Raw genomic sequence first — 12,282 nt, 5'->3', positions numbered from 1 at the left:
CGGGGCCTCACAGCCCCGGGAAGGTCGGCGGCGCGATGGCGTCGGGGCCGCGCCCGGCCCAGTCGAGCTGCCGGATCTGCGCCAGCGCACGGCCCTGCGCCTCCTCCAGCGCCGCCGCGGCCGCCGCGTAGTCGACCGTCAGGGCGCGGCCGTCGCGCACGATCTCGCGGCCGTCGACAAAGACCTGCCGGACCGCGCGGTCGCCGGCCGAGTAGATCAGCGACTGCACGGGATCGCGGCACGGCCGCATGGCCGGATGCGCGCAGTCGACGAGGACGAAGTCGGCCTTGCAGCCCGGCGCGAGCCGGCCGATGTCGTCGCGCCCGAGCGCCCTTGCGCCGCCCACAGTGGCGGCGTGGAACACGTCCGCCGCGCGGGTATCGCGGGGATTCTCGGCGACGACCCGGGCGAGGTACGCGACGAGGCGCATCTCGTCGAGCATGTTGTGCGGGTAGACGTCCGTGCCGATGCCCATGTTCACCCCGGCCTGGCGGTAGCGGCCGAAATGGTGGAGCGCGATGCCGCGGCGGGCGAAGACCGTCGGGCAATGGGCGACCGTGGCGCCGCGCTCGGCCAGGCGGCGCATGTCCGAGCCCGGGCTGTGCCAGTGGGTCCAGGGATGGTCGTCGAGGAAGATCCCGTGGCCCACGATCGTGCGCTCGGTGAGTACGCCGAGATCGTCGAGCCACTCGATCGGCGTCATCCCGGTGCGGCGGGTGATCTCGTGGAATTCCGACAGGGACTGCGCCGCATGGGTGTGGAACCGCAGGTCGCGCCGGACCGCCTCGGCATGGGCGTCGCGCATCAGCTCCGCCGTACAGGTGTCGACCTGGGCCGGGCAGAGCATGCCGGAGAGGCGTCCGCTCGGGTGGCGCTGCGCCGCCTCGATCTCGGCGAGCGCCTGCTCCAGGCCGCGCTGGCCCGCCGCCGCGTCCCATTCGTACTCGACGCTGTGGCCGTTCCGGGTGAGCCATCGCCCCGACCGGAACATCGGGGCGATGCAGACCCGCAGGCCCGACGCGCCGAGGCGATCGAGCCAGCCGTCGCTCGGCAAAGCGAGGTCGCAGACGGTGGTGACGCCCGAGAGCGCCAACTCGGCGAGCGCCACCCCGTAGGCGGCGCGGGTGCCCTCCGCGTCGGGCCGAAGGATCGGCAGGTACTCGTAGAGCGAGGTGTTGTAGAGCCGCTGGCTGCCGACCTCGTCCCACATGCCCTTGTTCATCGGCTCCGAGAACAGGTGGGTGTGGATGTCCACGAGGCCGGGCATGACCAGGCAGCCGGAGGCGTCGATGGTCCGGGCCGGCGGGGGGCCTGCGTAATCCGGACCGACATGGATCAGGACGCCGTCCTCGAACACCACATCCGCGCCGGTGCGGTAAACGTGGCCGCCGCTGTCGGGATCCCAGGCGACGACCCACCGGGCCCCCGTCACCAGGGTGGCGCCGGCGCTCTTGTCCGCAGCATCGTCGTACATCGATACCCTCTCTCTGGCGCCGACGAGGCGGGCAAGATCGGTGCCTGATCGGGCCGGTATTGCGGCGCAGCGCGGCCCGAGTTTCGCATCGCGCGGGCCACTGTCGTCAGCGGCAGGCCCGCGCGTCGGTTCCGCAGGAGGCGGCATGCATCATCGCGGCACCACCGGACCCGCGCGCATCCTGGTCATCAACCCGAACGCCTCCCGGGCGGTGACGGCCGCCATCGACGCGGCGCTGACGCCGCTGCGCCTGGCCGGCGGCCCCGTCATCGCGGTGACGGATCTGCCCGAGGGGCCGGCGGGCATCGCGACCCAGCAGGACGCGGATTCCGTGGTGATGCCGCTGGCCCGGCGCATCGCGGAGGATCCGGCGGACGCCTTCGTCATCGCCTGCTTCAGCGACCCCGGCCTGCATACGGCCCGCGAGGTCGCCGGCGGCAGGCCCGTGATGGGGATCGCCGAGTGGGGCCTCCTCCGGTCGCTCACCCTCGGCGAGCGCTTCGGCATCGTCGCCCTCTCGGAGGGCAGCGTACGGCGCCAGCGCCGGATGGTCCGCCAGATGGGCCTCGGCGAACGCTATGCCGGCAGCCGGCCCGTGGAGGCCCGGGCCGACGAGACGGCGGGGGAGGCGATCCGCGACCGCCTGATCGCGGCGGCCCGGACCCTGGTCGCGCGCGACGGCGCCGACGTCATCGTGCTCGGCTGCGCCGGCATGGCGCTGCACCGGGCCGCCGTCGAGCGGGCGGTCGGGTGTCCGGTCGTCGAGCCCTGCCAGCAGGCGGTGGCGGCGGCCCTCGGGGCGGTCCTGCTCCGGGCGGACCTGTAGGGAGACACCGGCGATGCACTACGACCTGCTGATCCGCGGCGGCACCTGCGTGACGCCCTGGGGCACCGAGGCGATCGATCTCGGCATCCGCGACGGGCGCATCGCGGCCCTCGCGACCCCGGCCGGCGCGACCGCGGAGGCGGTGATCGACGCCGCGGGCCTGCACGTCCTGCCCGGCCTGATCGACAGCCACGTCCACCTGCGCGACCCCGGCGACCCGGCGGTGGAGACGATCGAGACCGGCACGCGGGCCGCGGTGCTGGGCGGGATCGCCACCCTGTTCGACATGCCCAACACCGTCCCGCCGATTGCCGATACCGAGCGCCTCGCGTGGAAGCGCGACTACGTTGCGGGCCGGAGCTGGTGCGACATCGGCCTCTACGTGGCCGGCACGAAGGCCAATATCGACGCGCTCGCCGCGCTGGAGCGCGCGCCGGGCGTCTGCGCCGTCAAGGTCTTCGCCGGCAGCTCCACGGCGGCGCTGATGATCGAGGACGACGCGCATCTCGAACGCGCCATGCGCGCCGGCCACCGGCGCATGGCCTTCCACAGCGAGGACGAGGACCGGCTCCAGGCCCGCAAGCCGCTGTTCAGCCGGGGCCAGCCGTACCGGACCCACATGGAATGGCGCGACCCGGAATGCGCCTTCCTGGGCACGCGCCGCCTCATGGCGCTGGCGCGGAAGACCGGCCGGGCGACCCATATCCTGCACGTCTCCACCGCCGAGGAACTCGCCTACCTGCGCGATTTCCGCGACGTCGCCACCGTGGAGGTGCTGGTCAATCACCTCACGCAGGTGGCCCCGGACTGCTACGACACCCTCGGTGGCTTCGGCGTCATGAACCCGCCGATCCGCGACGAGCGCCACCGGGCGGCCGCCTGGGCGGCCGTGCGCGACGGGACCGTCGACACGATCGGCAGCGATCACGCGCCCCATGCGCGGGCCGCCAAGGAGCGGCCCTGGCCGGATTGCCCGGCCGGCCTCACCGGGGTCCAGACCCTGGTGCCGATCATGCTCGACCACGTCGCGGCCGGGCGCCTGTCGCTGGCGCGCTTGGTCGACCTGATGGCGGCCGGCCCGGCCCGCGTCTACGGGCTCCGCGGCAAGGGTCGGATCGCCGCCGGCTACGACGCCGACTTCACCCTCGTGGACCTGAAGGCGCGCCGCAGGATCGAGGAATCCTGGATCGTCTCGCCCTGCGGCTGGACGCCCTTTGCCGGCACCGAGGTCACCGGTTGGCCCGTCGCCACGCTCGTGCGCGGCCACCTCGTGATGCGCGACGACGCGGTGCTCGGCACGCCCGTCGGCGGCCTCGCGCGCTTCGCCGCATGATGAGGCCCGCCCTCAGCCGTCGCAGGTTTCCGCCGCCAGCCAGGTGGTGAGGATCGCGACGGCGTCGAGAAGGTCGTCGATCGCCATGGCCTCGTCGGGGTTGTGGCTGCCGTTGGCGTTGCGCACGAACAGCATGGCCATCGGCACGCCGGCCTTGGCGAAGGCGGCGGCGTCGTGGGAGGCGGGGCTGCCGAGGGGCCGTGTGGCGATGCCGAGCGCGTCCGCGGCCGCCGCGAGGCCGTCGCGGATCCGGGGCGAGACCGCGCCGACGCCCGCCTCGGCGCGGGGCCCGAGGGCCACCGTGACACCGCGGCGCTCCGACACGTCCGTCACGGCGGCCAGGAATGCGGCCTCCAAGGCCGACAGCACCTCGGCCGCGTAGGCCCGCATGTCGAGGCTGAACCGGAACTCGCCGGGGACGGTGGTCAGGCCGTGGGCCGCGGCATCGGTGTGGAACCGGCCGAAGGTGACGGCCATCGGGCAGCCGGCGGCCTCGCGCTCCGCCCAGACCCGGTCGAGGGCCAGGGCGATGTCCGCACCGGCCAGCGCGGCGTCGCGGCGGAAGCGGCGGGGTGTGCCGACATGGTCGTAGCGCCCGACGATCCGGACGTCGGGGTAGCGGACGTTGCCTGGGATCCCGGTGCAGAGGCCCACCGGGATCCCGGCCTCCTCCAGGCTCGGCGCCTGCTCGATATGCACCTCCAGGAAGGCGTGGATCGCGGCGGCGTCGAGGGCGGGCGGGCCGCTGCGCAGCACCTCCGGGTCGCCGCCCTCCCGGGCGATGTGCGCGGCGAGGCTGAGGCCGCTGTCGATCCGGGCGGCGTCGAGCGCCCCGTCCGGCAGGGTTCCGAGGGCCGCCCGGCTGCCGATGTAGGAGACCTGGAACCAGACGCTCTCCTCGGCGCGGATGCCCATGACGGTGATGTCGCGCGCCGGGGTCAGCCCCAGCTCGCGGAGCGCCGCGACGGCGGCGAGACCGGCCACCACCCCGGCGGCGCCGTCGAAATTGCCGCCGTGGGCCACGGTGTCGAGGTGGGAGCCGATCAGGATCGGCGGCAGGCTCCGGTCCCGCCCCGGCAGCGTCAGGGTGGTGTTGGCGGCCGCATCCCGCCCGATCGCGAGGCCGAGAGCGGCGGCGCAGCGCATCACCACCGCGTGCGCCGCACTCTCCTCCGGACTGTAGGAGGCCCGCGTGAACCCGGGATCGGTCCGGCCGCACCGGGCGAGGTCGTCGAACAAAGCCGCCACCCGGCCGCGCTGCGCGCGGACCGCCGTGCCGATCGCCGATACCGTGTCCATCCCGCCGCTCCCGTTGCGCGGGCCCGGGGCGGACCGCGACGGCGCCATCCTGCCACTTTCGTGCCGGCGTCGCGGAGATCCGGCCACCCGGCAGCCCACGGCTTCGCCGGCACGCTCGCCGGTCCGCGCCGCGTCCGGCGAGGGCGCCCCGACCGGCGCGGCCGTCCGCGCCCGGTCGGACACGGCTTCCGACTGATGCGGTCGCTGGATGCAGGCATCCCGTCGACGCGTTACGGGCGACACCAGTTCGGCACCCGATACGAGAATTTTGACGTTCTCGGCACAGGACCGCCCGCAGCGCGCACAAATGCTGCCAATATGCGCAAGGCCCATGCCGACCTGCAGCCTCTTTGACCTTCCCGTCTCCCGGCCCCCGGCCGACAATCGGGCGGTCCATCCAGGGAGCTTCGGGGTCGATGACGCATCTCACGCGACGCGGCGTCTTGGGCACAGGCATCTCGGGCACGGCGGCGCTGCTCGCGGCCCCGGCCCTCATCCGGCCGGCCTTCGCCGCCGACACCGTCAAGCTCGGCTGCCTGTTCTCGTCGTCGGGCACGATGGCCAATCTCGAGGGCCGGCTGAACCACGTGGTCCGCATGGCCGCCGACGCGATCAACGGGCGCGGCGGCGTCAACGGCCGCCAGATCGAAGTGCTGACCTCCGATCCCGCCTCCGACTGGCCGCTCTACGCCCAGGTCGGCCGGCAGATGCTCCAGCAGGAGAAAGTCGCGGCCCTGTTCGGCTGCTGGACCTCCGTGTCGCGCAAGTCGGTGCTGCCGGTGGTCGAGCAGAATGACGGGCTGCTGTTCTACCCGCTCCACTTCGAGGGCGACGAGAATTCCAAGAACGTCGTCTACGTGAACTCGCCGCCCGCCAGTTCCGTGCTGCCGGCGGTCGACTACCTGATGGGCCCGGACGGGGTCGGGGCGAAGCGGTTCTTCATGATCGGCTCGGACTACGTCTGGCCGCGCACGATCAACAAGCAGCTCAAGGGCTACTGGAAGAGCAAGGGTATTCCCGAGAGCGCGTGGCGCGAGGAATACGTGCCGTTCGGCTTCTCGAACTTCCAGACGCTGGTGAATCAGGTCCGCAGCTTCGCCAGCCAGCCCGGCGGCCAAGCGATCGTGGTGCTCACCGTGGTCGGCTCCTCGATCCCCGACTTCCTGCGCGAATTCGCCAACCAGGGCATCAGCGCCACCGACGTGCCGATTCTCGGCCTCGACATGGTGGAGGCGGACCTTGAGGGGCTCGATACCGCCAAGCTCGTCAGCCACCTGAACTGCTGGGCCTATCTTCAGGCAGCCAAGGGCGAGCGCAACCAAAAGTTCCTCGCCGACTGGGCCGCCTACGTGAAGGCCAAGAACGTCCCGTTCAGCGCCGACACGGTGATCGACCCGATGGTCTCGGCCTATGACAGCGTCAACCTCTGGGCGCTCGCCGCCGCCAAGGCCGGCTCCTTCGCGGTGCCTGAGGTGCGCAAGGCCTTCGCGGGGCTCAGCTTCGACGACCCGTCGGGCTACACGCTGACCATGACGGGGGAGAACAACTACGTCTCCCGCGGCGTGTTCATCGGCTCGGTCAACGAGAAGCGCGGCTTCGACGTCCTCTGGCAATCCCCGGACGCCCCCAAGCCGGTCCCGTTCAGCCCCTATGGCTGATCGGCTCCGCGCGCTCCTGGCCCTCTGCTGTCTGGCGCTGCTGACGTTTCCGGCCTCCGCCGCGCCAATCGACCGGGCGGCCTTCGCGGCGGGTCTGTGCGGGGACGGCGCCGCGCAGGTCCGCGCGGCCGAGGGTCTCGTGCAAGCCGGCGGCGATCTGGCGGCCGACGACCTCGCCTATGCCGGCGGGCTCCTCGGCGCGCTGGCCGAGCGCCGTCTCGCCTGCCCGGCGGAGGGCGCACTCCTGCTCGACCGCCCGGGCGCATCCGACGGGCGCGATGCGGTCAGCGGCGCGCCGCGTCCGGCCGCCGAGGCGCGCGCGCCGGTCCTCGGCCTACGCCAGCGGGCCGCCGTCGAGACCGCGCGCGGCACCGTCGCTCTGTTGACCGGCCCGGATCCGGCCGCCCGCAGCGCCGGGCTGGCGGTGCTCGAGCGGCGCATCGCCACCGTTCCGGCTTCCGTGCTCGACCGGGCGCGGGACGCGGAGACCGATGCCACGCTGAAGGCGACCATCGCCGGCCTCGCCCAGGCGGCCGCCCTGTCGTCGCCCGATCCGGCCCGGCGCCGGGCGGCGATCGCCGCCGTGGCCGCGAGCCCGTCCGGGGCCGCTGAGGCGCGCCTCGCGGCGCTCAAGAGCGATCCGGCCTACGCCTCCGACCCGGCCTTCCGGGCGGCGCTGGATGCGGGGCTCGCCAAGGTCACCCGCGCGGTGGCGATCGGCGACGGGCTCGCGGTCGTCTACAACGGCCTGAGCTTCGCCAGCATCCTGTTCATGGCGGCGGCCGGGCTCGCGATCATCTTCGGGCTGATGGGCGTGATCAACCTCGCCCAGGGCGAGTTCATCATGCTCGGCGCCTACGCCACCTACGGCGTGCAGGAGGCCTTCCGCCGCCTCGCCCCCGGCCTGCTCGACCTCTACCTGCTCGCCGCCATCCCGGTCGCCTTCGGGGCGGTCGCCCTGGTGGGCATCGGGGTCGAGGCGCTGATCCTGCGCCACCTCTACCGGCGGCCGCTCATGAGCCTGCTGGCCACCTGGGCGGTGAGCCTGTTCCTGGTGAACCTCGTCCGCGTGACGGTCGGCACCCAGAACCTGCAATTCGTCATGCCGGCCTATGTCAGCGGCGGCGTTCCCCTTTACGCCGACTTCGTGATGACCTGGAACCGGCTGTTCGCCATCGGCTTCGCGGCGGCGACCCTCGTCCTGACGCTCCTGATCCTGCGCCGCACGCCGCTGGGCCTCGACATCCGCGCCGTGACCCAGAACCGCGACATGGCCGCCTGCCTCGGCCTGCCGACCCGCCGGGTCGACCGGCTCGCCTTCGGGCTGGGCTCGGGGCTCGCGGGCCTTGCCGGGGTGGCGCTCTGCCCGATCTACAGCGTCAATCCCGGCATGGGCTCGGGCTTCATCGTCGACAGCTTCATGGTCGTGGTGCTGGGCGGCGTCGGCAGCCTCGTCGGGACCCTGGTGGCGGCCGTCGGCGTCGGCGGCGCCAACGTGCTGATCGAGCCGATCTCCGGCGCGGTCGCCGCCAAGGTGATCGTGCTCGTCGGCATCATCCTGTTCCTGCAGCGCCGGCCCGAGGGGCTGTTCGCCGTGCGGCGGCGGCGATGAGCGGCGCCGTGCAGACCGCCCTCGCCGCCCCCGCCGGACCGGGACGCCGCGCCGTGCGCGATCCCCTGGTCGCCGGCCTCGTCGGGCTCTGCCTCGCGGCCGCGGTCGGGCTCCTCGTGGCACCGCCCGCCCCGTATCTCGTCAACGCGGTGGGTCAGCTCGCCGCCTTCGCGATCCTCGCCGTGTCGCTGGATCTGGTCTGGGGCTATCTCGGGATCCTCAGCCTGGGGCACGGGCTGTTCTTCGCCATCGGCGGCTATGTCTGCGCCATGCACCTGCTGGCCCACGGCGTGGCCGTGACCGGCGTGCTGCCGGATTTCGTGCAGTTCATGGGCTGGAAGAGCCTGCCGGCCTACTGGGCCGGCCTCGACAACGCGGCCTACGCCTTCGTCCTCGCCCTGGCGCTCGCCGGCCTCGTCGCCTTCGTGTTCGGGCTCGCCTCGTTCCGCTCGCGGGTGAACGGCGTCTACTTCTCGATCATCAGCCAGGCGCTCGTCTACGTCGCCATGCTGCTGATGTACCGCAACGATACCGGGCTCGGCGGCAACAACGGCATGACCGGCTTTCCGCTGCTGTTTGGCTGGCCGATGGGCTCCCCCGGCGTCGTCACGGGGCTCGCCGTCGCCGCCCTCCTGACGCTGGCGGCGGTGCTGGCCGGCGCGCGGCTCCTCGTCGGCAGCGCGATCGGGCGGCGGATGCTCGCCTGCCGCGACGACGAGACCCGCCTGCGCACGCTGGGCTACAGCACCACCCGGCTCAAGCTCGGGATCTGGTGCCTCTCGGCCATGATCGCGGCGCTCGCCGGCATCCTGTACGTGCCGCAGGTCGGCATCATTAACCCGCGGGTGCTGGCGCCGGACCTGTCCATCGAGATCGCCGTCTGGGTGGCGATCGGCGGGCTGGGCCGGCTCGGCGGGGCGGTGATCGGCGCGATCCTGGTCAACGGCCTGAAGTTCTGGCTGAGCGCCGCGATGCCGGAGGCGTGGCCGTTCATCCTGTCGGGGCTGGTGCTCGTCGTGGTGCTGGTCCTGCCGAACGGCCTCCTCGACCTCGTGGGCTGGCGCCCGCGCCCGACCTGGCTGCGGGGCGCCCGATGACCGCCCTCGTGGTCGAGGCCCTCACTGTCGCCTTCGGCCGGTTCACGGCCCTCGACGCCGTCTCGCTCGCGGTCGATCCCGGCGAGGTGCGGGCCGTGATCGGCCCGAACGGCGCCGGCAAGACCACCCTGCTCGACGTGATCTCAGGGATCACCAAGCCGGTCTCCGGCCGCGTGATGCTCGGCGACCGGATCGACCTGACCAAGCGCTCCGAGGCCGAGATCGCGAAGGCCGGCGTGCGGCGCAAGTTCCAGAAGCCCAGCGTCTTCCCCGCGCTCACTGTGCGCGAGAACCTGGAGATCGGCTGCGGGCCCGCGCTCCCCGCCCGCGAGCGGCCCGCCCGCATCGCCTCCGTCCTCGGCGAGATCGGCCTCGGACCCCGCGCCGCGGTGCCGGCCGGCCGCCTCGCCCACGGCGAGAAGCAGTGGCTGGAGATCGGCATGGTGCTCGCCGCCGAGCCGGCGCTGCTCCTGCTCGACGAGCCCGTGGCCGGGCTCTCCGACGCCGAGACCGCCCAGACCGCCGCGCTGATCCGGAGCCTGCGCAGGCCGGACCGGGCGATCCTGGTGATCGAGCACGACATGGGCTTCGTCGAGGCCATCGCCGACCGGGTGACGGTGCTGCACGAGGGCCGGACCCTCTACGAGGGCAGCATGGCAGGCGCCCGCCACGATGCCCGGGTGATCGAGGTGTTCCTCGGCCGATGACGCAAGCGTATGCATCTCCGCCCGCACGCCTCGCCGTCGAGGGGCTCGACCAGCATTACGGCAGCGCGCAGGTGCTGCGCGGGATCGGCCTCGACGTCGAGCCGGGCGCCTGCCTCGCCGTGCTCGGCCGCAACGGCGCCGGCAAGACCACGCTGCTGCGCTGCCTCACCGGCCTGATCCCGGAAAGCCGCGGCCGGATCGCCCTCGACGGGACCGAGCTGACGCGCCTGTCGCCCGACCGGCGCGCCCGCTCGGGCCTCGCCTACGTGCCGCAGGGGCGCGAGATCTTTCCCGACCTGACCGTCGCCGAGAATCTGCGGGTGGCGGCCCGGGCCCACGGGCTGGAGCGGACCGACGCAATTGACGAGGCGGTCGCCCTGTTCCCGGCGCTGCGCGGCCTCTGGCACCGTCCGGGCGGCAACCTCTCGGGCGGCCAGCAGCAGCAGCTCGCCATCGCCCGGGCGCTCGCCACCCGGCCTCGCGCGCTCCTCCTCGACGAGCCGACCGAGGGCATCCAGCCCTCGATCGTCGCCGCGATCGAGGCGGTGATTGCCGGGCTCAAGGGCCGGATCACCGTGCTGCTCGTGGAGCAGTATCTCGATTTCGCCCTCCGGGTCGCCGATTCCGTGGTGGTCTTGTCCCGCGGCAGCGTCGTCGAGCGCGGCGATCCGAAGGTGCTGAACCCCGAAGCCCTCACCCGTCACATCGCCGTCTGACATCCGTAGAAGGAGCCGCCGTGTCGACCCATCACGAGATCCCCGCGACGCCCGAGACCATGGTGCTCGGCTATTTCGACGCCGCGCTGCCGCCCGTGCTGACCGTGAAATCGGGCGACACCGTCACCCTGCACTCGCATCCGGCGGGCGGGCGCGAGTCGCTCCACCCCGACCCCGCCCGGGTGCCGGCCGACCTGCTCCACGCCCTCGACACCCTGGAACGCGGCCCCGGCCCGCACTTCGTCACCGGCCCCGTCCACGTGGAGGGCGCCGAGCCCGGCGACATGCTGCAGGTCGACATCCTCGACCTGAAGTTCCGCCTCGACTGGGGCTTCGTGGCGATCCTGCCGCTCCTCGGCACCCTGCCGGACGAGTTCACCGAGTACGAGACCGTCCACGCCGACATCGACACCGCCCGCGGCCTCTGCCGCCTGCCCTGGGGCACGGAGCTGCCCCTCGACCCGTTCTTCGGCATCATGGGCACCGCCCCGCCCCCCGCCTGGGGCCGGGTCGGCAGCCCGGTGCCCCGCGCCTTCGGCGGCAACATGGACAACAAGGAATTGAAGGTCGGCACGACCCTCTACCTGCCGGTGTTCAACCCCGGCGGCGGATTCTACGCGGGCGACGGCCACGGCGTGCAGGGCGACGGCGAGGTCTGCATCACCGCCCTGGAGACCGGGCTGACCGGCACGTTCCGCCTCACCGTGCGCAAGGATCTCCCAGGCGCGTGGCCCTTCGCCGAGACGCCCACCGACCTGATGTCGATCGGCCTGCACGAGAGCCTCGACGAGGCGATGCGCCAGGCCGTGCGCGAGATGGTGCGCCTCGTCTGCGCACGCACCAGCCTAACCCGCAACCAGGCCTACATGCTGTGCTCGCTCGCCGGGAACCTGCGGATCACCCAGACGGTCGACGGCAACAAGGGCGTGCACATGCTGATGCCCAAGACTGCCCTCGCGTCGACGTCCGGGGCCGCCTGAGCGCATTCTCGGCTGATGCTGCCTCCTCCGTCTTTGCGAGCGCAGCGAAGCAATCCAGCAGCGCTACGTTCAACGGTCCCGCTGCCCTGGTTCGCTTCGCTGCGCTCGCGATGACGGGGAGGCAGCATCAGCCGATTCCTGCAGATGGAGACCGCCTCAGTTCGCACTGCGTCCGAAGGCGAACCGGCCGACACAGGCTTGGGCGCCGCGATGGTGCGGCGGCTGGCTCAGGCTCGCGCGCTCCGTCGTAGCCGGTGCCCCGCGCCCCGGCTGGACGAGCAGGGCTGCCCGAAGCCGCAGCACCTCCGCCCGGAGGCCGGCATTCTCCCGCTCGACCTGATCGAGCCGGGCCACACCGGCGGGCTTCAGGCCGCCGAGGCGTCTTCGCCAGCGGTAGAAGGTGCCGAGCGAGACATGGGCGCTGGCGCAGATCGCGGCGATCGGTATGCCCCGCGCGGCCTCGTCCAGCAGGAAAGCGATCTCCTCGTCCGTGTGCAGGGATCGACGCATGCAGGGTCTCCCGGTTCGGCAGCCTCGGGGCACTCTTCGGGCGGAGGATCAGCAAGAAGCGGACCGGCCG

General features: G+C 72.8%; 11 protein-coding genes. 8 read left to right on the top strand and 3 right to left on the bottom strand.

Features of this window, described 5'->3' with window-relative positions; all coding sequences use genetic code 11:
- Positions 1-7: 7 nt before the first annotated feature.
- Positions 8-1,474 (bottom strand): amidohydrolase family protein, encoded by a 1,467-nt coding sequence (locus tag GGQ91_RS27300; protein ID WP_182593262.1) that lies wholly within the window; start codon positions 1,472-1,474, stop codon positions 8-10.
- Positions 1,475-1,619: 145 nt separating this feature from the next.
- On the opposite strand from GGQ91_RS27300, the gene GGQ91_RS27295 reads away from it, so the two are divergent.
- Both GGQ91_RS27295 and GGQ91_RS27290 read left to right on the top strand, forming a co-directional pair.
- Positions 1,620-2,300 (top strand): aspartate/glutamate racemase family protein, encoded by a 681-nt coding sequence (locus GGQ91_RS27295; RefSeq protein ID WP_043355454.1) that lies wholly within the window; start codon positions 1,620-1,622, stop codon positions 2,298-2,300.
- Positions 2,301-2,313: 13 nt separating this feature from the next.
- Positions 2,314-3,633: a dihydroorotase gene (locus GGQ91_RS27290; RefSeq protein WP_182593261.1), complete on the top strand. Its 1,320-nt coding sequence runs from the start codon at positions 2,314-2,316 to the stop codon at positions 3,631-3,633.
- A 12-nt stretch (positions 3,634-3,645) separates the two neighbouring features.
- On the opposite strand, the gene GGQ91_RS27285 is transcribed toward GGQ91_RS27290, so the two are convergent.
- Complete coding sequence (locus GGQ91_RS27285) at positions 3,646-4,932, bottom strand: hydantoinase/carbamoylase family amidase (protein ID WP_182593260.1); 1,287 nt, start codon at positions 4,930-4,932, stop codon at positions 3,646-3,648.
- A gap of 416 nt (positions 4,933-5,348) precedes the next feature.
- On the opposite strand from GGQ91_RS27285, the gene GGQ91_RS27280 reads away from it, so the two are divergent.
- From GGQ91_RS27280 to GGQ91_RS27255, 6 genes are read left to right on the top strand one after another with little or no spacing between them, the layout of a single operon-like run.
- The gene (locus GGQ91_RS27280; RefSeq protein ID WP_182593259.1) at positions 5,349-6,590 is read left to right on the top strand and encodes a transporter substrate-binding protein; all 1,242 of its coding nucleotides are present in this window, start codon (positions 5,349-5,351) and stop codon (positions 6,588-6,590) included.
- A complete protein-coding gene (gene urtB, locus GGQ91_RS27275) occupies positions 6,583-8,202 on the top strand; it encodes an urea ABC transporter permease subunit UrtB (protein ID WP_182593258.1) in 1,620 nt (539 codons plus the stop codon). Before GGQ91_RS27280 ends, urtB begins: the two co-directional genes overlap by 8 nt.
- Positions 8,199-9,299, top strand: coding sequence for an urea ABC transporter permease subunit UrtC (gene urtC / locus GGQ91_RS27270; RefSeq protein WP_182593257.1), 1,101 nt, complete (start codon positions 8,199-8,201; stop codon positions 9,297-9,299). The genes urtB and urtC overlap by 4 nt, the downstream gene beginning before the upstream one ends.
- Positions 9,296-10,006 (top strand): ATP-binding cassette domain-containing protein, encoded by a 711-nt coding sequence (locus tag GGQ91_RS27265; RefSeq protein ID WP_182593256.1) that lies wholly within the window; start codon positions 9,296-9,298, stop codon positions 10,004-10,006. Before urtC ends, GGQ91_RS27265 begins: the two co-directional genes overlap by 4 nt.
- Positions 10,003-10,722, top strand: a complete 720-nt coding sequence (gene urtE, locus GGQ91_RS27260) for an urea ABC transporter ATP-binding subunit UrtE (protein ID WP_182593255.1) — start codon at positions 10,003-10,005, stop codon at positions 10,720-10,722. Before GGQ91_RS27265 ends, urtE begins: the two co-directional genes overlap by 4 nt.
- A gap of 20 nt (positions 10,723-10,742) precedes the next feature.
- Positions 10,743-11,702, top strand: a complete 960-nt coding sequence (locus GGQ91_RS27255) for an acetamidase/formamidase family protein (protein WP_043385385.1) — start codon at positions 10,743-10,745, stop codon at positions 11,700-11,702.
- Positions 11,703-11,858: 156 nt separating this feature from the next.
- Here the strand turns inward: GGQ91_RS27255 and GGQ91_RS27250 are convergent, their stop codons facing one another.
- A complete protein-coding gene (locus tag GGQ91_RS27250; protein ID WP_043352705.1) occupies positions 11,859-12,212 on the bottom strand; it encodes a transposase in 354 nt (117 codons plus the stop codon).
- Positions 12,213-12,282 lie beyond the last annotated feature (70 nt).

Origin of the sequence: Methylobacterium fujisawaense (genome assembly GCF_014138435.1) — a bacterium.
GTDB classification, from domain to species: domain Bacteria; phylum Pseudomonadota; class Alphaproteobacteria; order Rhizobiales; family Beijerinckiaceae; genus Methylobacterium; species Methylobacterium fujisawaense.
The sequence above is the reverse complement of the archived record's forward strand: the minus strand, read 5'-3'. Positions and strand labels throughout refer to the sequence as shown.

Excerpts from the sequence above, each read along its gene's own strand:
- GGQ91_RS27290 (WP_182593261.1), top strand. The coding sequence starts at position 2,314 with ATGCACTACGACCTGCTGATCCGCGGCGGCACCTGCGTGACGCCCTGG.
- GGQ91_RS27250 (WP_043352705.1), bottom strand. The coding sequence starts at position 12,212 with ATGCGTCGATCCCTGCACACGGACGAGGAGATCGCTTTCCTGCTGGAC.
- urtE (WP_182593255.1), top strand. The coding sequence starts at position 10,003 with ATGACGCAAGCGTATGCATCTCCGCCCGCACGCCTCGCCGTCGAGGGG.
- GGQ91_RS27300 (WP_182593262.1), bottom strand. The coding sequence starts at position 1,474 with ATGTACGACGATGCTGCGGACAAGAGCGCCGGCGCCACCCTGGTGACG.
- GGQ91_RS27285 (WP_182593260.1), bottom strand. The coding sequence starts at position 4,932 with ATGGACACGGTATCGGCGATCGGCACGGCGGTCCGCGCGCAGCGCGGC.
- GGQ91_RS27295 (WP_043355454.1), top strand. The coding sequence starts at position 1,620 with ATGCATCATCGCGGCACCACCGGACCCGCGCGCATCCTGGTCATCAAC.
- GGQ91_RS27265 (WP_182593256.1), top strand. The coding sequence starts at position 9,296 with ATGACCGCCCTCGTGGTCGAGGCCCTCACTGTCGCCTTCGGCCGGTTC.
- urtC (WP_182593257.1), top strand. The coding sequence starts at position 8,199 with ATGAGCGGCGCCGTGCAGACCGCCCTCGCCGCCCCCGCCGGACCGGGA.
- GGQ91_RS27280 (WP_182593259.1), top strand. The coding sequence starts at position 5,349 with ATGACGCATCTCACGCGACGCGGCGTCTTGGGCACAGGCATCTCGGGC.
- urtB (WP_182593258.1), top strand. The coding sequence starts at position 6,583 with ATGGCTGATCGGCTCCGCGCGCTCCTGGCCCTCTGCTGTCTGGCGCTG.